Origin of the sequence: Corynebacterium intestinale, assembly GCF_023574125.1 — a bacterium.
Classification (GTDB): Bacteria; Actinomycetota; Actinomycetes; order Mycobacteriales; family Mycobacteriaceae; genus Corynebacterium; species Corynebacterium hesseae.
Genome location: NZ_JAMKFF010000001.1, coordinates 380,317 through 400,659 on the forward strand (window position 1 = coordinate 380,317; position 20,343 = coordinate 400,659).

A 20,343-nucleotide genomic window follows, 5' to 3' on the forward strand; every position below is an offset into this window, starting at 1 on the left:
TTTGTCCCATGATCATTATTCGACTTCACCTCGTAGTAGTACCCGGGCGGCGCGAGCCGTAGCGAGTCCACAAGTGACGTCGACCAGCAAGCGCCCCCGTTACCTTCACACCCAGGAAGGAAAGACGGGGGCGTTACTCGTTGGATGATCTCTTCACCACCCACCCCACTGAAGGAGCACATCAACCGTGACAGCTTCCACACCGCCACAGCGGGCGCCCGAGCGCATCACGGGCGCACACGCCATTGTCCGCACCCTCGAAGATCTCGGCACCGAGCTTGTCTTCGGCATTCCGGGTGGCGCCGTGCTTCCGCTGTACGACGCCCTCTTTGAATCCACGAAGCTGCGCCACGTGCTCACCCGCCACGAGCAGGGGGCCGGCCATGCAGCCGAAGGCTACGCCCAAGCATCCGGAAAGGTCGGCGTCATGATTGCTACCTCCGGCCCGGGTGCGACCAACCTGGTGACCCCGCTGGCTGACGCTAACCTGGACTCGATTCCTGTCGTGGCAATCACGGGCCAGGTGGGCAGCTCCCTGCTGGGCACCGATGCCTTCCAAGAGGCTGATATCCGTGGCGTGACGATGCCAATTACGAAGCACAACTTCATCGTCACCAAGGCAGAAGATATCCCCGGGGCGATCGCGGCAGCCTTCCATTTGGCCGCCACTGGGCGCCCAGGGCCTGTGCTCGTGGATATTCCGAAGGACGTGCAGAACGCCTATATGGAATATTCGGGCCCAGTGATGCCGGAGCTACCGGGGTACAAGCCCACGACTACTCCGCACCCGCGTCAGATTGCCCAGGCTGTTCAGCGTATTGCGCGCGCCGAGCGTCCGGTGCTCTACGTTGGCGGCGGCGTCATCAAGGCCGAGGCCTCCCGCGAGCTGTGCGAGTTCGCGGAGCTAACCGGAATCCCTGTGGTGACCACGCTCATGGCTCTCGGTGCCTTCCCGGATAATCATCCGCAGCACATGGGCATGCCCGGCATGCACGGAACCGTGCCCGCGGTGGCGGCCCTGCAGCGCGCGGACCTTATCATCGCCGTGGGCGCACGCTTCGACGACCGCGTGACCGGTAATACGGACACCTTTGCTCCCCACGCCGAGGTGATTCATGCCGACATTGACCCGGCGGAAATCGGCAAAATCCGCGAGGTGGCTGTTCCGATCGTGGGCGATGCCCGCGAGGTGCTTCTGCGTCTGACCAAGGCTTATGCCAATGATGCGGAGCTGGATGCCCCGCGAATTGGTCCGTGGATGGAGTATTTGGGGAACATGCAGCGCCGCTTCCCGCGCGGCTTTGAGCCGACGTCAGATGGCCTGCTCAACCCGCAAGAGGTTATCCAAAAGCTCAGCTCCATTGTCGGCCCGGAGGCTATCTACTGTGCGGGCGTGGGCCAGCACCAGATGTGGTCGGCGCAGTTCCTCGACTTCGAGCACCCCCGCAGCTGGATCAACTCCGGTGGCGCCGGCACGATGGGCTACGCCGTGCCCGCGGCGCTGGGGGCAAAGGCTGCCTGCCCGGAGCGAGAGGTCTGGGCTATCGATGGCGATGGTTGCTTCCAGATGACCAACCAGGAGCTGACCACCGCGGCCGTGGAAGGCTTTCCCATCAAGGTTGCCGTGATCAATAACGGCAACCTGGGCATGGTGCGTCAGTGGCAGACGCTCTTCTATGACAACAAGTACTCCCACACCAAGCTGCGCGAGCACGACGAGTATGTGCCGGACTTCGTCAAGCTCAGCGAAGCCTTGGGCTGCGAGTCCATTCGCGTCACCACAGCAGAAGAGATCGGCCCCGCGATTGAGCGTGCGCGCTCAATTAATGACCGCCCAGTGGTTATTGACTTCATCGTGGGCCAGGATGCCCAGGTGTGGCCAATGATTGGTGGCGGTGCCTCCAATGAGGAGATCCAGTACGCCCTGGGCCTGCGCCCGCTGTTTGATGACAATGAGTCCGCGGCCGAGGAACCGGCCGACATCCACGAATCTCTCGAGGAGGCCGAAAACAATGGCTAAAGACGACATCACCCGACACATCCTCTCCGTGCGGGTTCAGGATATCGAGGGCATCATCTCCCGTGTGACCGGCATGTTCACCCGCCGCGGCTATAACCTCATCTCGCTGGTGTCCGCTCGGACCGAGACGGAAGGCATTAACCGCCTGACCATCGTCGTGGATGCCTCCGAGGTCATCATCGAGCAGGTGACGAAGCAGCTCAACAAAATCGTCCCGGTGCTCAAGGTGGTTGAGCTCGAGGAAGAGAACACGATTGCGCGCTCCATCATGTTGGTGAAGGTAGCCGCGGATAACTCTAACCGCCCTCAGGTGGTCGATGCAGTGAACATCTTCCGCGCACGCATCGTGGATGTATCGCCGGAGTCCGTGGTGGTTGAGGCCACCGGTACCCCGGGCAAGCTGCAGGCGCTTCTCGACGTCCTCGAGCCCTTCGGTATCCGCGAACTGGTGCAATCTGGCAACGTCGCACTGGGACGCGGCCCGAAGGCAATGGCACCGACGAAATAAAATCTCACAATGTGGGCAAACTGTCCCAAAGTGTGATACAAATTCAATAGACCGAGTCACTACTGGATGCGTAGTGCGAACGAACCCAAAAAGAAAAGGAACATCAAACATGGCTATTGAGACTCTGTACGAATCTGATGCAGACCTGACCATCATCCAGGGCCGCAAGGTCGCCATCATCGGCTACGGCTCCCAGGGCCACGCCCACGCTATGAACCTGCGTGATTCCGGCGTTGAGGTCGCCATCGGCCTGCGCGAGGGCTCGAAGTCCCGCGAGAAGGCAGAGGAGGCTGGCTTCAAGGTTTTCAGCAACGCTGAGGCCGCCAAGTGGGCTGATGTCATCATGCTGCTGGCGCCGGATACCTCCCAGGCGACGATCTTTACAGATGATATCGAGCCGAACCTGGAGGACGGCAACGCGCTGTTCTTCGGCCACGGCCTCAACATCCACTTTGGCCTGATCAAGCCGGCGGAGAACATCACCATCGGCATGGTTGCTCCGAAGGGCCCGGGCCACCTGGTTCGCCGCCAGTTCGTCGACGGCAAGGGCGTTCCCTGCCTGATCGCCACCGAGCAGGATCCGAAGGGCGAGGGGCGCGAGCTGACCCTGTCCTATGCTGCGGCCATCGGCGGTGCCCGCGCCGGCGTTATCCCAACCACCTTCAAGGATGAGACTGAGACCGATCTCTTCGGTGAGCAGGCGGTCCTGTGCGGTGGCGTGGAGTACCTGATCATGAACGGCTTCGAGGTCCTGACTGAAGCTGGCTATGAGCCTGAGATGGCTTATTTCGAGGTCTGCCACGAGCTGAAGCTTATCGTTGACCTCATCGTTGAGGGCGGCATCAAGAACATGAACTACTCCTGTTCCGACACCGCTGAGTTCGGTGGCTACCTCTCCGGCCCGCGCGTCATCGACGCTTCCGTGAAGGAACGCATGAAGGATGTCCTCACTGATATCCAGGACGGCACCTTCGTCAAGCGCCTCGTCGCCAACGTAGAGGGCGGCAATAAGGAGCTGGAGGAGCTGCGCGCCAAGGTGAACTCCCACCCGATTGAGCAGACCGGCTCCCAGCTGCGTGACCTCATGAGCTGGGTCAAGAATCCGTTGGATGCAACTGCCTAAACTGCGCTTTGACTAAAGAATCCCGTTGGCCATTGGTCAGCGGGATTTCCTTTTGATGTGATGTTCGCACATAAACGGGCATATTCCCACATTTAGTTGTAGGCTCGGGGCCATGGGTTTCTCTACGCCAAGCTATGACCTTAATGACCTTTTCGCTCGCATCGATCGCGGTGATATTCAGCTGCCCGATTTCCAGCGCTCCTATGCCTGGGATGAAGACCGAATTCGATCGCTGATCGTCACCGTCCTGCGCGGCTACCCGCTCGGTGCATTCATGGCCTTGGATACCCGCAATGAAGCCATGCGCTTTCGGCCACGGCCTCTCGCGGGCGCGCCTAACACTGGGGTGAACCCCGGCCTGCTCCTGCTCGATGGGCAACAGAGGCTCACCACCCTGTATCACTGCTTCCGCGGTGAGGGCTTTGTGGATACCACCGATTTCCGCTCCAAGAAAGTCTCCCGCAAGTACTTCGTGGACCTGCGCAAAGCTACCTCCGAGGACATCATGCCGGATGAAGCTGTCTTCGCCATCAACCAGCACGGCGAACTGCGCTCCCACTTCGCGCCGGACATCGAGGGCACCTTGGATAGTCGCGAGGCCGCAGTGCAGGCGTGCTGCATCCCGGTTTCGGCGTTGCTGAGTGAGGAAGGCACCAGCATGCTCTTCGAGCTCGCCGCTGCCAACGATGGCGCCACCCGTGACGTCGTCGCTGCCTTCAATAACCGGATTCTACGGCCCCTGTCCGGCTACACGGTGCCGATGATTCGCCTCTCCCGCGAGACGGCGAGCTCGGGAATTGGCTCCATTTTCGCTCAGGCCAACTCGGCCGGTTTGCAGATGGACGTCTTCGATCTCCTGACGGCTGTCTTTGCCTCTGAAGATCCGGACTTTCACCTGGCGGAGGATTGGGCAGGCGTCGAGAAGCAGCTGCGTGCCTTCCCTGCGCTCGACGGCATCGGCCGCAACGAGTTCCTTTCGGCAGTATCGCTGCTGGTGTCCGGGGAGAAGGGGAACGCTGGCGGCCAGCGCGAAGATATCTTGCAGCTGTCACTGAATGAGTACCGCAAGGCCTCGCAAACCCTGGTGATTACTTTCCGTGAGGTCGCTGAGTTCTTGGCCGAGCGCTGCATTCTCTCCCTTGAGCAGGTGCCTTATTCCGAGCAGATCATTCCGCTGGCTGTCATCCTTGCGCGCCTGGCAGAAAAGAAGGGCGTGCTGTCCAGCCAGGACGCATGGGACCGCCTCAACCAGTGGTTCTGGAGCGGCGTCTTTGGTGAGCTTTATGGCTCTTCTGCAGTGAGGCTGCGCGCTGCGCGTGATGTCGATGAGGTCACCGCTTGGGTCGCGGGTGAGACCGAGGATGTCCCGAAGACTGTGCGCGATGCCTCCTTCCGCGAGTCCCGCTTGTTGTCTGTGGGGGAGCACGACGGGGTGTGGCACGGCCTCTATGCTCTGCTCATGGCACGCGGCGCGAAGGACTGGCGTACCGGCCGCCCGTTCAACCGCCACAGCTTCGAGGAGCTGCAACCAGGCTTCTTCCCGGTCTTCCCGCTTCGTTGGTGTGAGCGCCACGGCGTCAGCGGTGTACTGGCTAATTCCGTGCTCAACCGCACGCCGATGGGCAAGCGCACCGAGGTTGTCCTCGACGGGCACTCGCCGGAGCGCTACCTGCCGCGCGTGCAGTCGAAGTCAATCATGGAAGACGCCGAGTTCGACAGCGTGCTGGCCTCCCATGACTTAGAGCCGGAGCTGCTGACCGCGAAGACTGCGCATCAGTTCTTTGCCGATCGCCGCGAGCGTTTCGTGGGCATCGTTGAGTACGCGCTCAACAAGAAGGTTGTGCGCGACGTGGATGAGGCGAACCTTTCCGGCGGCGAAGAGGGCCCGCAGGCCTTTGCACGTTAAGGTGTCGTTGCTGGGTGCGCTGCGGGCCGTGCCTGTAGCGCTGCTGCTGGGCACGAGCGCGCTTGCGGCCGTGGGCTGCTCCTCGTTGGGGCGCGGTGAGCCAATCCTGACGCAGGACATTACCGCCCGCCCTGAGGCGGAGATTGACCTAGCCCGCGCGAGCGAAGAAAACCGTCTGCGGCTTATTGACCCGCAATTCGCCAACGAGGTTACGGTGGTTGAGGACCGCTGGGGAATTGACTCCGCGCGCTTGTTCTTCAAGGAAAGCAATACGCTGATCTTGGCCGAAGACTCAGATGCCGCTGCCCTGCGGGCCGCGACGCTGAGCGTATCGCAGCGCGTGCCAATGGTGACCTACGATTCATCGATTCGCCCGCAGATCTCGCAGCTGCTTACCGACCTTGACGTTGACCAGATCCTCGTCATCGGGGATGTCCCATGGGCTAGCCACAATGGCGAACGCGAAGTGGTGCACGATCCGGGAAACACCAAGGCGCTGGGGGAGTACACCGCATTCCGCTTTGAATCCAAGGTGGTGGTGAATCGCGAACGCATGGTGGACAGCATCACGCGCCTAGATTCTTCGACCAAGACGGAGTTGAAGGCCGCGTGGGAACCCCTGCCGCAGCACCTTACGAAGGAAAAGATGCCAGCGATTCCTGCCCAGGCGCGCCGTGATGCGCAGATGGCACCGGTGATCGTGGCGACGAAGGACAGCCCTTTAGCAAACGTGGTGAACGCCACCGCGTATGGCGGTACGGTGTTCGTGATGGCGCAACCGGATCCGACGGCAACGAAAGCCGGCGCGGCGATTACTGCGGGGTTGGCGGATGGCCCGATCGTGGCCCTCGGGCCGGAATTCGGTTCAGTGACAGAATTCACGCATAAAATCGCTCAGGGCTGGAAAGAATAAACTACACTTCTCGGCATCCACATTTCAGACTAGTGAAGGAAGTTATGTCGAAGCCGGTCGTACTTATCGCCGATAAGCTTGCAGAATCCACCGTCGATGCTCTCGGGGACACAGTTGAGGTCCGCTGGGTTGACGGCCCCAACCGCGCGGAGCTGCTTGCCGCGGTGCCGGAGGCAGACGCCCTCCTCGTCCGCTCCGCTACGACCGTGGACGCGGAGGTGTTGACCGCAGCGAAGAACCTGAAGATTGTGGGGCGTGCCGGCGTCGGCTTGGACAACGTTGATATCCCCGCTGCCACCGAGCGTGGCGTCATGGTTGTCAACGCGCCGACCTCCAACATCCACTCCGCCTGCGAGCAGGCGATCGCGCTGCTTCTCGCCACCGCACGCCAGGTTCCGGCGGCGGATCAGTCCCTGCGCCAAGGTGAGTGGAAGCGTTCCTCCTTCAAGGGGGTTGAGGTATACGGCAAGACCATCGGCATCGTGGGTTTCGGTCACATCGGCCAGCTCTTTGCCCAGCGCTTGCTGGCATTTGAGACCACCGTCATCGCGCACGACCCTTATGCCAACCCGGCCCGTGCGGCAGCGCTGGGCGTGGAATTGGTGCCCCTTGAGGAGCTCATGTCTCGCGCTGACTTCGTGACCATTCACCTGCCCAAGACCCCGGAGACCGCCGGCATGTTTGACGCCGAGCTCCTAGCGAAGGCCAAGAAGGGGCAGATCATCATTAACGCCGCCCGCGGCGGCTTGGTCGATGAGGCAGCCTTGGCTGCTTCGATCAAATCCGGTCACCACCGCGGCGCTGGCTTCGATGTCTATGCCTCCGAGCCGTGCACAGATTCCCCGCTCTTCGAGCTTCCGCAAGTTACCGTCTCCCCGCACCTTGGCGCGTCTACGGTCGAGGCTCAGGATCGTGCGGGTACCGATGTGGCTGCCTCCGTGCTCAAGGCACTGGCCGGCGAATTCGTTGCCGATGCCGTCAACGTCGAAGGCGGCCGAGTCGGCGAAGAGGTTGCCGGCTGGTTGGATCTGACACGCAAGCTGGGCCTCGTTGCAGGCAACCTGTTGGACGCTGCGCCGGTTGCCGTCGAGGTGGAGGCTTGCGGCGAGCTGGCCAACGAGGATGTTTCGGCTCTTGGATTGTCCGCTGTTCGCGGGCTGTTTTCTGGCGTGGTCTCGGAGACCGTTACTTTTGTGAACGCGATGCAGATTGCTGAAAGCCGCGGCGTGAGCGTGGACGTCAAGACCAACGTGGAATCGAAGGGACACCGCTCCTCCGTGAGGGTCAAGGTTATCGGCCCCGACGGCTTGGTATCGCAGCTCACTGGTGCCCTGACTGGCATCGACGGCGTCGAGAAGATCATCCGCATCAATGGCCGTGGCGTCGACATGCGCGCTACGGGCCGCAACCTCTTCTTCTCCTACAAGGATGCCCCGGGTGCCTTGGGCACTGTGGGTACGAAGCTTGGCGCTGCCGGCATCAACATCGTGGCGGCTGCATTGACCCAGGGCAAGGATGTCTCCGATGCAGTCCTTATCTTGCGAGTTGAGCGCGAGGTACCGGAAGAGCTTGTCGAGGAAATCAACGCGGCGCTGGGTGCTACCTGCCGCCAGCTTGATTTGGATGCCTAGTCTGGACAGCTGAACCTTTCATCCCAGCCCCCGTGAAGGACCGAGAACGGTTCTTTGCGGGGGTTTCGCCGCCCTCAAGGCAGAGGGGGTGGTACTCTCACATATATCCAATATGTGAGAAAGGAATCCCACAAAATGAAACTGGCAGTGATTGGCGGCGATGGAATCGGTCCCGAGGTAACCGCGGAAGCACTCAAGGTCCTGCGCGCGGTACGCCAGGACGTTGAGGTTACGGACTATGACCTTGGTGCACGACGCTACCTGCGCAACGGGGAGCTGCTTACTGACGCCGACCTGGCATCCCTGCGCGAACACGACGCCATCCTGCTCGGCGCCATTGGTGCGCCCGGTGAGGTCCCGCCCGGTGTGCTTGAGCGCGGCTTGCTGCTGAAGATGCGTTTCGCCCTGGACCATCACGTCAACCTGCGCCCCTCCAAGCTGTACCCGACGTCTACCTCTCCGCTGGCAAACCCGGGCGATATTGATTTCGTCGTCGTCCGTGAGGGCACCGAAGGTCTGTACTGTGGAAACGGCGGCACGCTGCGCGAAGGTACTGAACATGAGGTGGCCTCTGAGGTTTCCCAGAACACGCGCTTCGGCGTTGAACGCGTGGTGCGTGATGCCTTTCAGCGTGCGATGGGCCGCCGCAAGCACGTGACTTTGGTGCACAAGACCAATGTCCTTGTTAATGCCGGTGGCCTCTGGCAGCGCACGGTGGACGAGGTTGCGAAGGAATTCCCCGAGGTCACCGTAGATTACAACCACATCGATGCCGCAACGATCTACATGGTCACCGACCCAGCGCGCTATGACGTCATCGTGACCGACAACCTCTTCGGCGACATCCTGACCGACTTGGCGGGAGCAGTCACCGGCGGTATTGGTCTGGCTGCCTCCGGCAACATCGATGCCTCCGGCGCTAACCCCTCCATGTTCGAGCCGGTCCACGGCTCCGCCCCGGATATCGCAGGCAAGGGCATCGCGGATCCCACCGCGGCGATCCTGTCGGCGGCCATGCTGTTGCGCCACCTCGGGGATGAGGAGAACGCCGTGCGCATCGAGGAGGCCGTGGCTGCCGACGTCTCCTCCCGCGGCGACGCACAGGCGGGCACCACCGAAATTGGTGATCGAATCGCCTCCGCGCTCAGCGCCTAGCCCTGTATGGTTGGCGCATGAGCGTCGAAATAGACGAGGTCACCAGCTTCCTGGCCAAGAATGAGCCTTTCTCCCACTTGCCGGAGGAAGAGCTTAACGCGCTGTCCTCACAGTTGAGCATGATCTACCTGCGCCGAGGGGATATCCCCATCAAGCTGGGGCAAGAAAATGCCAACCTGCACATCATCCGCACCGGCGCGATTGATGTGCTGGGGGAGGACGGCATGCTGCTAGACCGCCGCGAATCCGGCCTCACCTTTGGCTATTCCACGCTGCAGGGGGAGCCTCACTCCGCTTATGAGATGGTCGTGGTGGAGGACAGCCTCGTCTTCACCCTGGCGCAGGAGGACTTCAGCGAGTTGTCCCGCCGGAACCCCGACATTGGGCGATTCTTTTCAGCGCAATCGCGCCAGATCCGCGCCGCAGCACGCGAGCTGTCTGAATCCACTTCGACCGACGTTTTACGCACGCCGCTGCGAGAGCTCACTCGTACCGACATATTGACTGCGCCGGCTGCCACCACCATCCGTGAAGCCGCGATGCTGATGACGGACCGCGGCGTGTCCTCACTGCTCGTTGTTACACCGGGTTCAGGTTCAGCCAAGCGTCTTGCCGGCATTGTGACCGACCGTGATCTGCGCACCCGCGTGCTCGCCGCGGAGCGTGACCCTGCTGAATCGGTGGAGGAGATCATGACGCCTCAGCCCCTCACGGTATCGGCAGATGCCCCCGCTATGGAGGCTCTGCTGCACATGGCGGAGCGCGGAATCCACCACCTGCCGGTGGTTAAAGAAGGCACCCTGCAGGGGATTGTTACGCAGTCGGACGTTACCCGGCTGCTGCACAATGATCCGGTCTACCTTGCGGCGGATCTTTCACGGCGCTCCAGTGTTGCGGAGCTGAATGGTGCCTTCAACGAGGCCACGCGCCTGGCCGGGCGCTTCGTGGAACGTGGCTCGACACCGGCGGAAGCCTCGAGCTTGGTCACGCTTGCCGCCGATGCGGTAGCGCGCCGTCTGTGCACCCTCGCCGAGGAAGAACTGGGTCCTCCGCCAGTGGAGTATGCCTTCGTGGCCGTGGGTTCGCAGGGGCGGCGCGAGATGGCGCTGGCCTCGGATCAGGATAATGCGCTCGTCCTCGCGGATGATTATGATGCCAACGCGCACGGCGAGTATTTCGCACGGTTTAGTACCTTCGTGTGCCAGGGCCTTGCCGCCGCCGGTCAGGCTCTGTGCCCAGGTGACATGATGGCCATGAACGCCGAGTGGCGGATGACGCGCTCCCAATGGATCGACACCTTCCGCAAATGGATCCGGGACCCCCAACCGGAGGCGCTGCTCAACGCCCAGATTTTCTTCGACTTCCGCGTGCTCTACGGAAGCGAGGAGCTGGCCCGTGAGGTCCACACTGCCGCCGTGGAGATGGGCAAGGGCGCGACGCGCCTGCACGCTCACCTGGCTAGCCTGGCCGCGCGCCGCGAGCCGCCGCTGACGCTCTTCCGCGGACTCGTGGTGGAGCGCGATGGCGACTATGCACATACCCTCGACATCAAAAAGGGAGGTACCGCGGGTATTGTCCAGATGGCCCGGCTCTTTGCCTTAGCATCCGGCTCCACGATTGTGGACACCCGCCAGCGCCTAAGCGAAGCCGCCGGGAACGCGGTGAGCCGCCGCGGTGCACAGGAGCTTCTCGACGCCTTCGACTACCTCCGATCCCTTTCCTTCGAGCACCAGGCCCGACAGTTGCGGGAAGGGCACAAGCCGGATTACCACATTGACCCCAAGAGCTTGGGGCGGATGGATCGCGAGCACCTGCGCGATGCTTTCCGTGCGATCAAATCCATGCAGAACGCGCTTGCCACCAAGTACCCGGTGAGGAGTATCTAGATGTGGAGCCGGTGGAGCCGCCGCGCGGATTGGGGCGCGCCCGCACGAAGTACCCCGCTCGAAGAGCTAGGGCTACTCGCCGTAGATATGGAGACCACGAGTCTTGATCCGCGCACAGGAAAGATTGTTTCTATCGGGTGGGTACCGGTGAACGGCGGTGTTATCGACCTATCTGGCGCCGGCTATACCGTGGTGCGCGGCGCGAAGGTGGCCGAAGATGCACATGTCCACCTGCTGACGCAGGAGGTTATTGATGCCGGCGAGGAACGCGAAGTGGCGATGAAGCAGTTGCGAAAGGCCCTGAACGGCCGAGCGCTACTCGCTCACTTCGCGCCTGTGGAGGTGGGCTTCATAGAAGCGGCTTCCAAAGAGATATTTGGTCAGGTCCCTCGGCTGAGCGTGGTTGATACCTTTGCTATCGAGCGGCGCCACATGGAACGCATGGGCACTTATCCGCGCGGCGAGGACCTGCGGCTTCCCCGAGTTCGCGCGAGATACGGTTTGCCACGCTATGGCAATCACAATGCGCTGAGTGATGCTTTGGCCTGCGCTGAGCTATATCTAGCACTGCGGGGGAGCACGCGGGCGGTGACCTTGGGGGACGTCGCCAAGCGCTAGGCGGCCGAGCGGGCGTTGTACCACAAGTTGGACGCCTGCAGTATCATCGCGTTCTTTGCAAGCTTTACACCTAGCCCCTGAACGCGAGTGAAAAACCCTTGCGAGTAGTATGGCCGTCATGCGTTTAGGACGAATTGCTCACACCGAAGGTATTTGTTTCGCCATCATTGATGGCCCCGCCGACGCCCCGCTTGACCAGCTGGTGGCCAAGGAAATCTCCGGCACCCCGTTTACCCCGCCGGAGCCAACTGGCCGCGAGTGGCCGCTGAGCGAGGTGCGCTTGCTGGCGCCGACCCTGCCCACCAAGGTCGTGGCGCTTGGCCGAAACTACGCCGACCACGTGGCTGAGGTCTTCAAGGAATCCGCGGAGCACCTGCCGCCGACGATCTTTATTAAGCCCTCCACCGCGGTCATTGGCCCTGGTGCCCCCATCAAGATCCCGGAGTTCGCCACCAACGTGGAGTTCGAGGGAGAGCTCGCGGTGGTGATCTCAAAGGTCTCGAAGAATATTGATCCGGAGAAGTGGCGGGATCACGTCGTTGGCTACACCATCTGCAACGACGTTTCTTCGCGCGACCTGCAGTTCCAGGATGGCCAGTGGGCACGTGCGAAGGGCATTGACACCTTCTGCCCGCTGGGCCCGTGGATTGAGACGGACCTGGACTGCATCGACCTTGATGACCAGAAGATCAACGCTTACCTGACCCACGATGGCAAGCGCGAGCAAAAGCAGGATTCCAACACCGACCAGATGATCGTGAAGATGGGCGGCATCATCGCGGAGATCTCGCAGTCGTACACGCTTCTGCCCGGCGATGTCATCACCACAGGTTCCCCGGCTGGTACGGCGCCGATGGTGCCGGGCGATACCATCGAAATTGAGATCCCCGGCGTGGGCAGCCTGACCAACCCGATTGAGCGCGCCTAAAGGCCGCTTTAGAGGCCGAGTGCTTTGAGAATGGTGCGCAACTTCGCCGTGGTTTCCTGAAGCTCGGCCGTCGGGTCGGAATCCACGACGATTCCGCCGCCCGCCCACGCGCGGGCGGAGAGTCCATCGCCGGCCACCTCGGCGCAGCGGATGGCCACCATGTATTCGCCGTCGCCGGAGTCATCGCACCAGCCCACTGCACCGGCGTAGAAGCCGCGGTCGGCTTCGGCGGTTTCGATCAGTGCTTGCGCGGCTTCCGTGGGGGTGCCGCAGATGGCGGGGGTGGGGTAGATCAGCTCGGCTAGTTCGAGTGCCGTGAAATTTGAATCCTTCAGTGTTCCCGCGATCGGGGTTCCCAGATGCCACATCTCGTTCGTGGAGGTCAGCTGCGGGGTGGTGGGGGCGTCGAGAGTACTGCACAGCGGCTGCAAGATCCGGCGGATGTGGTCCACGACGAAGGCATGCTCGCGCAGATCCTTGCCTGAGTTTTGGAGGTCTTGACCGGCCTTGATATCGCGTGCCTTATCGGCCTGGCGGGGCGCCGAGCCAGCTAGGGGGAAGGCCGTAACCGTTGAGCCTTGCTTCTTAATCAACACTTCCGGGGAGGAGCCCACGAGCATAGATCCCGGGCGCCCCGCCGGCGAGAGGTCGGCGATGAAGCCGTCGCGGTGCGAGGATAGATCGATCAATCGCGCGGCCACGAGGAGCGGATCCACCGGAGCATTGAACTCAATGTCAACGGCGCGAGCAAGAACCACCTTGTCCAGTTTGGAGGCTTCGATCGTAGCGATGGCGGCTTCAATGCGGCGCAGGTGCTCTTCCGGCTCCGGATCAAAACCGGTTACGCGCGCATTGAGCTTGCCGCTGCGGTAGTAGGCATGGGGCTCAAGAGGCCCGTCCTCACGAATGACGCTGCGCGGCACGGTGAGCGCAGCTGGATCACCCTTGTGAAAGGGGAGTGCGCCGACGACCATGGGCGCGCTGCCGGCACGTAGTGCGGACACTGCATCATCGACAGCGCTAAAGGTGGTGGTTGAACCTTGGGTACGCACAGACCCCGTCGCGCGGGACAGGAGGAAGTCGGGGGCGGTAGAGGGTCTGTTTTCACACATAAGGAATAACTCTAGTTCCTTCCGCTGCTAGCGCCGAAACCAGATCCCTTGCTTTTGTGATATGACCGGTATCGAGGAGCTAGTCGCGATTGCGGGGGCGGAAGAACTGCACGGCAACAAACAGCCCGATACCAAGTAGCAGGGCCAGGGAGCCCATGCCTGCGAGAAAGCCTGCCCAGAAGCCGACCATCGGGGCTCCATAGCTCATGGCCTGGATGTTTTCGGCGTCAGCATAGTCTTCGTTGGAGTCGGACGCAGAGTGCTGTTGCTGTGCTTCCTGCTTTGCGCCGCGTTCCCGGTTGGCAGCGGTGTTGCGCGTGGAGCCTTTTTCTCCTGAGGAAGCAGTGCTTGGCGACGCCCCACGGTGTGCCGAATCTCTCTGTCCTTGCGCTGTGTGGGCTACACCGTTCTGTGCTGAGTTCTGGGACTGCGACACTGAGCGCTGGCCATCAGCTGGGCGTTCAGTACTGGGCTCTTTAGACGTTGGTGATGTTCCCGGTTGTGCTTTACTGCGCGCACTCGGACGCGTGGAGTGCCGCGAATCCTGAGCCCGACTTGTTTCGGAGGGCTTTCCACCGTTGAGGAAGGTATCTGCCTCCTTTAGTGTTTTGTCCATAGTCTTATCCAACTGTGCGATGGACTTGGTGGTGTCATTAATGTCTTTCGCCAGTTGCTGCGGCCGGTTCTTCGGGCTGCCCGAGCCAGCATTGTCGCCTTCGCTGGAGTCCCACTCCAATTCGCAGATGTCGGAGGCATCGGCGTCGCCGACCAAGAACGGTACGTCGATGGAGTGCTCGGAGCCATCGTTGAGCGTGAACGTGAAGGTAGCGGCGTATGCTCCCGGTTCGGTGAAGATTATCCCGGTGTGGCTGTGGAAGTGATCGGGGTAGTCCCAAGTGATATCCGGGTTATCTGAATCAAAGAGCACGGTGGGCGCAGCGCCCAAGGTGTTCTGGAAGCCCACCATGCGTCCGCCTTCCGGGCCGCTGTGCAGCGTTAAGGACAAGGTGGCATCGGCCGCAGTGCTCTCATCGAGGTAGCTGGTGTTGAACCCCACCCAGGGGATGTTGGGATCTTGGGTTTGGGGGATCTGCCAACCGCTCGATGGGATATCGCTGCCCGCTGATTCATCGAAAGCGGCGTTGCTACCGACTTCTACGTAGAACTCCCCGGAGGCATAGTCCTTACCGGATTCATCATCGCGGGCTATAAAAGAAAGGTCCCCAGAGTCACCAACCAGGGCGAGGTCTTGGTGCCCGCGGGTAAAGGCGTGCAGGGAGTCGGCATCGCAGGAGGCCTCGCTCGCGTGCTCTTCGGCGAGGGCTGGCGGTGCAGCGGCCACCAAGGGCGGGGTACTGAGAGCTAGTGCAGCGACAGCGGTCAGGGTAAGCGGGCGGAAGCTCATACGTGTCATATGGAAAGAGTTCATGCGGACAAGGTCTCCTTCGAGGTGTGTGATTGCGAGGTGGATGCCGCGTCGCGGCGGGAATGCAGTAGAGGGGAGAGTGCCCACGCCACAAGGAAGCAGGCGGTAAGCAGCAGCACGATGGTTGCGCCGGCGGGAAGATCGATGGCCCATGCGAGGTAGATTCCGAAGAAACTGCCCAGCGAACCGATCACCGCGGAGGCGACCATCATTGACCCCAGCGAGTCACAAAGCAGCCTGGCGGTCGCGGCTGGGGTGATGAGGAGGGCCAGGACGAGGACGTTGCCGATGGTTCCCACGGAGATAACCACCGCGCCCGTGACGCAAAGGTAAAGCACGATGTCTAGGACAAAGACGGGAAGCCCCATGGCACGGGCAGTCTCTTTGTCCAGGCAGGTGGCTGTGAGCTGGGGGCCGAGGAGCAATACTGTGGCCACGATGAGCACCGAGACGGTGAACGCGGTGTAGAGATCTGCGTGGGAGACGCCCGTCAGCGAGCCGAAAAGAAAGCTGGTGAGCGAAGCCGTGTAACCCTCCACGCGTGAGATGATCACCATGCCGAGCGCAAAGGAAGCGGCAAAGAAGATGCCGATGACGGAATCTTCGCGCACAGTTCGCCGCTGGGAGAAGCACGCGATGAGCACGGCCACCGCGCAACCCGCCACGGCGCCGCCCAGCAGTACTGACCCGTGAAGTGCGAAGGCGATGGCCAGTCCCGGGAACACTGCGTGGGACACTGCATCGCCGATGAAGGCCATTCCACGCAGCACGACGTAGCACCCCACCACGCCGCACACGATTGCGGCGAGAAGGGAGATCCCTACTGCGCGGGCGAGGAAGTCCAAGTGCGGGTTGGTGAGGTCTTGGAAGAACTCAACTAGCGAGATGTCGATCATGCCGCCACCCCAATCGCGGAGAGCAGGGGCGAGGAGGCTGAGACCCCGAAGGTGGTGCTCCAGGGCTGCGGGGTTAAGCGCAAGGTTTCCGCCGGGCCGTCAGCGATGATGCCCCGGTTGAAGAGCACAAGCCGTGAGCAGGAATGCACGGCCTCTGAGAGGTTGTGCGTGGACATGACAACGCTGGTGCCATCCGTAGTGAGCTTGTCAAAGAGAAGCAAGAGCTCTTCGGTATTGGGGGCGTCGAGTCCGGTGAAAGGTTCGTCGAGAAGCAGCACCTCTGGTTCGCAGGCTAAGGCGCGGGCGATGAGGACGCGCTGGCGTTGCCCGCCGGAAAGTTGGGCTATAGGACGCCGTGCGAATTCTTCCAGGTTGGTCAGCTCGATGGCGCGCCGTGCGGCCTCCTTATCGAGGCGCCCTGGGCGCCGGAACCACCCCACTAGTCCAGTGCGCCCACTCAGCACCGCCTTGGCCACGCTGATGGGGAAGTCCCATTCCACGTCGTGGCGCTGCGGGACATAGCCAAGCGAGGTGGTCACGTCGATGGTCCCGGTAAAGGGCACGAGGCCTAAGACAGCGCGCATGAGCGTGGTTTTGCCAGCGCCGTTCGGGCCGAGGAGGCCGATAAACTCGCCAGGGTTAACAGAAAAGCTTGCCCCGTCGATGACGCGGCGGCCGGACAGCGATACGGACAGATCATTTACCGTAATGAAGGGATTAGCCACGCCGCCCACCCTTCGCGCGTACGACCGCGATGATGGCACCGATGAGCACAAGGACGCCTACGCCCGCGAGCACCAAGATCCACGTCGGCACCGATGCCGACATAGAGCCGGACGTGGCGGAGGACTCGGCATTCGGGTCCCATTCCACGGCCTGTGCTTGCGCAACGTCGGCGTCATCGCCCACAGCGAAGGTCAAGGTGGCTTCGGCAGCTACCTCTTTTCCGGCGCTTTCTCCTGCGCCCTCGCCGCTCATGCGGACCCGGATCTGGTGAATGCCGGGCTCGGTGAACACCCAATTGGCGTGGGTATGAGTGCCCAAGTCCACCCAGAAGCCTTCTGAGTCCCCGGTTGCTGTAGACCACAGCAGCTGAGGTTCTTCGAAGCCGCCGTTTTGCAGGAAGAGGGAGAACTCACCCGGGCCTTGGTGCCCGAGGAACTCCATGGTCACTCCTCGCTCAACATTGTCTGCCAATGAGGGAGCTTGGGTATTCCAGCCCAACCACGGAACGTCAGCCTGCTCCGTTTGCGGTACGACCCACACCTGCGAGCCAGGTTCTGCGCCAACGAAGGAGAATGCCTTGTCCTCCGGCAGAGTCAACAGGGCGTTGTCACCCACCTGAAAGACCACATCCTCGGGCTGGCGCCACACGGGTGTTTCAGCCGAATCATCGCGAGCGAGGAACTCTGCTTTTCCTTCGGAGAGCAGGAGCCCTAGGTCGACGTGCCCGTGATCGATGGTGGCAGCCGTTCCAGGCGCGGCTACCTCTTCGTTAGAGCTGACCACCTGGGCGAGATCTCCGGCGAAGGCAGCTGCCGGTGCGAAAGCCAAGGCCGCGGCGGTAAGCGTTGCCGCAAGCGGCATAGTGACGGTTCGGATGGTGAGTTTAGACATGAGATTCCTTTGTTGTGTTGCTGAGACAGCGGTTGAGTGAGTGCGCGTTGAAGCGCACGAGGTCGAGATACGTCGGAACGGCGTCATCAAGCGTGTCGCCGTAAATCGGGCATACAGCCACTCCGAGGGAATCGGCGGCTTCCCGGATGACATCCGCGCTGGCTTGTTGCGTCGGTTCCACGAATACGGCGGGAAGCTGGAGGTTCTCCAAGGTGCGGCGCAGAGCGATGACATCGCGCGGCGAGGGCTCGATGGCCGGGTTCGGAGTAACGAAGCCCGCGATATCAATGCCGTAGCCTTGCTCCAAGTAGGCATACCCGTGATGCGGCGTAACCAGGTGTCGGTTGCGCTCCGGGATGGCGGAGATGAGCCGTCTTACTTCGGCATCGGCTTCCCGCAATTGCGTGATGTAGTCCTGTGCGCGGGCGCGGTAATCCGCGCCGTGCGAGGGGTCTGCCTGGGCAAGCTGTTCAGCGATGACCTCGGTAAAACTGACAACGTTGGCGGCGTTATGCCACAGGTGCGGATCCACCTCACCGTGAATGTGCTTTCCTAACACCGCCTGCGGCAGGAGATAGGTTTCATCGCCTGGACGGCCTAAGAAACGGTAGGAGGGATCCGGCGGGATCTCCTGCAGCGCGGAGTTAGGCACGCGCAACACCGTGGTCTTCGGATCAAAACGCTCGCCTTGGTCCTCTAAGTCGAGTTTTCCTGTAGCCATGTCAGCGGTGATATCCACGTGGCCCGCATCGATTTCGCGCATCCCCTCAGGTGCGCTTACGCCGACGGCCACTGTGAACTCCTGCGGGGAGCCATCGTGAGCGCCAAAGCTCATCCTGTAGATACCGGGCCTGCTAAAAGCCCAGGACACGTGCGTGTGGGCGTTGGCTGGCAGCGTCGTGGAATCCTCGCGCGGATCTATCCCATCGGCGGTGTTAAAAAGGACCTCTGGCGTACCGAATGTCGAGACCACGTAGGCGGCGGCATCGCCCGGGCCTTCTGCGTCGATCAGGCGCAGGTCGACGCTTGAGGTCCCCGGGGGCGCGTTGCGCACGCGCAACCCCAGCCACACGGCGTCGAGCGCGATGTTCTCCACCAGCGGGACCAGCTTCGCGCCGCGGGTGGATGCTTGGTCCGCCACTTCAGCGACGGGCGCATCCGACGACTCCTTCATGGATTTCAGCAGATTCTGTGGCTCGAGAAGAAACCCGTTGGACAGCAGTACGTCTGCGTTTGCGATGTCCCGCACCGAGCGCAGGCTCGGTTCAAAGGTATGGGGATCCTTTCCCGCGGGGATCAGGGTCGTCACCGTGGCGTCATGTCCGGCCACATGCTTGGCGACGTCCCCCAGTATCGGTGTCGTCGCCACCACCTTCACCTTTGCATCGTCTCCGCTGGCAGTGCTCGCGCAGCCACTCAGCGCTGAGGCGCCGAGAGAGATGGCGGAAAGAATCGCGGTGCACGCCATCCGAGTGCGTACTTTCCGAGGCATCAGTCGCGTCCCTTCAGCAGTGCGAGGCGCGCTAGCGCCAGGCCCAGCACAAGCATGCCCAGGCCGAGGATGCCGATGCCCCACGGCAACAGGTTTTGCCCACTGTCGTAGTAGCCGGCCGCAGCCACCGTGTCCACATTCTCCCCGTCCGCAGTTTCGGCGGATCGGTGAGAAGGCTTGCGCTCCTTCCTTTCCCCGCGAGCTGTGCGGTCTTTACGCTCCTTGTTGTGGGCCTGTTGTTTGGTGTTTTTGGCACCGGCAGCGGGGGCCGAACCGCGGGCAGCGCCTCCATGGCTTCCGGCTCCGGTGCTTCCAGCGTGAGAGCGTGAGCCGGAGTTGGAGGAAGCAGGTTGCTCAGGGGAGGCGGCACCTTGCGCTGCCTCGTGGTCATCGTCGGCACCGTCAGTGCCATCATCGACGCTGGATTCCTCGTCCCCGGAATCCTGGGGAGCGGCTTCGCCGTCGCCGACGTCCCAGGTATAGGTGACCTGATTACTCGTGTCGCCGTTGGATTCAGCCTGAACAGTCATGGTGTACGTACCCGGTTCGCTAAACGCCCAATTGACGTGTCGGTGCGCCGGGTAAGCCTGATTGATGACGTCACCGGATACCAAGTCGAGCTCGCCGGCGTTCGTGACCGGTTGAATATCGCCAAAGCCTGCGGTTTCGAAGATGAAGATGTCACCGGGCCCGGTGACCTCAACAAATTCGAAGTTCACGTCCTTATATCCAGCAGATTGGGCCGCTTGCGTATCCCAACCCGGCCACAGGAGTGAGCTGTCCTGGGTCTGGGGGAGGTAGTACGTCGGTGTGCCGATGCCATCGATGCGCTCGGTCGCCTCGCTCCATGCCTCCTCAGCCACCTTGAGGGTGACATCGTTACCGGGCCTGATGACGCCACTACCAGTGACGTCTTCCTTCATCGACAGCGTCAGCTGACCACCCGGCGCGGAGACATAGAAGGCATCCACGTGCCCAGAATCTATAAGCTCGCCTTCGGCGCGGGCAGTCGCTGGAAGGCCCAGGACGGACACGAGAAGTGCCACGGCGATGGCGCACACGGCGGCATTGAATGTTTTCAGCGGTGCGGTATGCAATCGAAGTGTGTCCTT

General features: G+C 61.8%; 17 protein-coding genes. 10 read left to right on the plus strand and 7 right to left on the minus strand.

The annotated features are described in order from the left end of the window. Positions 1–187: 187 nt before the first annotated feature. The 10 genes from M5J06_RS01745 to M5J06_RS01790 all read left to right on the plus strand — a co-directional run bounded on the left by M5J06_RS01745 (position 188) and on the right by M5J06_RS01790 (position 12,688). Entirely contained in the window at positions 188–2,020 is a 1,833-nt protein-coding gene (locus M5J06_RS01745; protein ID WP_250223812.1) for an acetolactate synthase large subunit, read from the plus strand. Continuing rightward, entirely contained in the window at positions 2,013–2,528 is a 516-nt protein-coding gene (gene ilvN / locus M5J06_RS01750; RefSeq protein WP_070528612.1) for an acetolactate synthase small subunit, read from the plus strand. Before M5J06_RS01745 ends, ilvN begins: the two co-directional genes overlap by 8 nt. 109 nt (positions 2,529–2,637) lie before the next feature. After that, the gene (gene ilvC / locus M5J06_RS01755; protein ID WP_070564318.1) at positions 2,638–3,651 is read left to right on the plus strand and encodes a ketol-acid reductoisomerase; all 1,014 of its coding nucleotides are present in this window, start codon (positions 2,638–2,640) and stop codon (positions 3,649–3,651) included. A 112-nt stretch (positions 3,652–3,763) separates the two neighbouring features. Beyond that, on the plus strand, positions 3,764–5,557 hold the full coding sequence (locus M5J06_RS01760; RefSeq protein WP_070524423.1) for a GmrSD restriction endonuclease domain-containing protein: 1,794 nt from the start codon (positions 3,764–3,766) through the stop codon (positions 5,555–5,557). Positions 5,558–5,585: 28 nt separating this feature from the next. Continuing rightward, a complete protein-coding gene (locus M5J06_RS01765) occupies positions 5,586–6,470 on the plus strand; it encodes a hypothetical protein (RefSeq protein ID WP_250223813.1) in 885 nt (294 codons plus the stop codon). A 44-nt stretch (positions 6,471–6,514) separates the two neighbouring features. Next, a complete protein-coding gene (gene serA / locus M5J06_RS01770; protein WP_070528608.1) occupies positions 6,515–8,101 on the plus strand; it encodes a phosphoglycerate dehydrogenase in 1,587 nt (528 codons plus the stop codon). 135 nt (positions 8,102–8,236) lie between these two features. Further along, the gene (locus M5J06_RS01775) at positions 8,237–9,256 is read left to right on the plus strand and encodes a 3-isopropylmalate dehydrogenase (protein ID WP_070685221.1); all 1,020 of its coding nucleotides are present in this window, start codon (positions 8,237–8,239) and stop codon (positions 9,254–9,256) included. Between the two features lie 17 nt (positions 9,257–9,273). Beyond that, positions 9,274–11,142: a DUF294 nucleotidyltransferase-like domain-containing protein gene (locus M5J06_RS01780; protein ID WP_250223814.1), complete on the plus strand. Its 1,869-nt coding sequence runs from the start codon at positions 9,274–9,276 to the stop codon at positions 11,140–11,142. After that, the gene (locus M5J06_RS01785; RefSeq protein WP_144675810.1) at positions 11,143–11,760 is read left to right on the plus strand and encodes an exonuclease domain-containing protein; all 618 of its coding nucleotides are present in this window, start codon (positions 11,143–11,145) and stop codon (positions 11,758–11,760) included. It begins immediately after the preceding gene. A gap of 118 nt (positions 11,761–11,878) precedes the next feature. Continuing rightward, positions 11,879–12,688 (plus strand): fumarylacetoacetate hydrolase family protein, encoded by an 810-nt coding sequence (locus M5J06_RS01790; RefSeq protein WP_185963178.1) that lies wholly within the window; start codon positions 11,879–11,881, stop codon positions 12,686–12,688. 8 nt (positions 12,689–12,696) lie between these two features. Here M5J06_RS01790 and M5J06_RS01795 read toward each other — a convergent pair whose 3' ends face one another. The 7 genes from M5J06_RS01795 to M5J06_RS01825 form a co-directional block, all read right to left on the minus strand. Beyond that, positions 12,697–13,800 carry an isochorismate synthase gene (locus M5J06_RS01795; protein WP_250223815.1) on the minus strand — a complete coding sequence of 368 codons (1,104 nt, stop codon included), beginning with the start codon at positions 13,798–13,800 and terminating at the stop codon, positions 12,697–12,699. Between the two features lie 79 nt (positions 13,801–13,879). After that, complete coding sequence (locus tag M5J06_RS01800; protein WP_250223816.1) at positions 13,880–15,229, minus strand: choice-of-anchor M domain-containing protein; 1,350 nt, start codon at positions 15,227–15,229, stop codon at positions 13,880–13,882. After that, a complete protein-coding gene (locus M5J06_RS01805) occupies positions 15,226–16,122 on the minus strand; it encodes an anchored repeat-type ABC transporter permease subunit (RefSeq protein WP_070524407.1) in 897 nt (298 codons plus the stop codon). Before M5J06_RS01805 ends, M5J06_RS01800 begins: the two co-directional genes overlap by 4 nt. Beyond that, entirely contained in the window at positions 16,119–16,847 is a 729-nt protein-coding gene (locus tag M5J06_RS01810; protein ID WP_070683074.1) for an anchored repeat-type ABC transporter ATP-binding subunit, read from the minus strand. Before M5J06_RS01810 ends, M5J06_RS01805 begins: the two co-directional genes overlap by 4 nt. After that, positions 16,840–17,739, minus strand: a complete 900-nt coding sequence (locus M5J06_RS01815; protein WP_250223817.1) for a choice-of-anchor M domain-containing protein — start codon at positions 17,737–17,739, stop codon at positions 16,840–16,842. The genes M5J06_RS01810 and M5J06_RS01815 overlap by 8 nt, the downstream gene beginning before the upstream one ends. Next, positions 17,732–19,231: an anchored repeat ABC transporter, substrate-binding protein gene (locus M5J06_RS01820; RefSeq protein ID WP_250223818.1), complete on the minus strand. Its 1,500-nt coding sequence runs from the start codon at positions 19,229–19,231 to the stop codon at positions 17,732–17,734. Before M5J06_RS01820 ends, M5J06_RS01815 begins: the two co-directional genes overlap by 8 nt. Next, positions 19,231–20,328 carry a choice-of-anchor M domain-containing protein gene (locus M5J06_RS01825; protein WP_239248679.1) on the minus strand — a complete coding sequence of 366 codons (1,098 nt, stop codon included), beginning with the start codon at positions 20,326–20,328 and terminating at the stop codon, positions 19,231–19,233. Before M5J06_RS01825 ends, M5J06_RS01820 begins: the two co-directional genes overlap by 1 nt. Between the last annotated feature and the right edge of the window lie 15 nt (positions 20,329–20,343).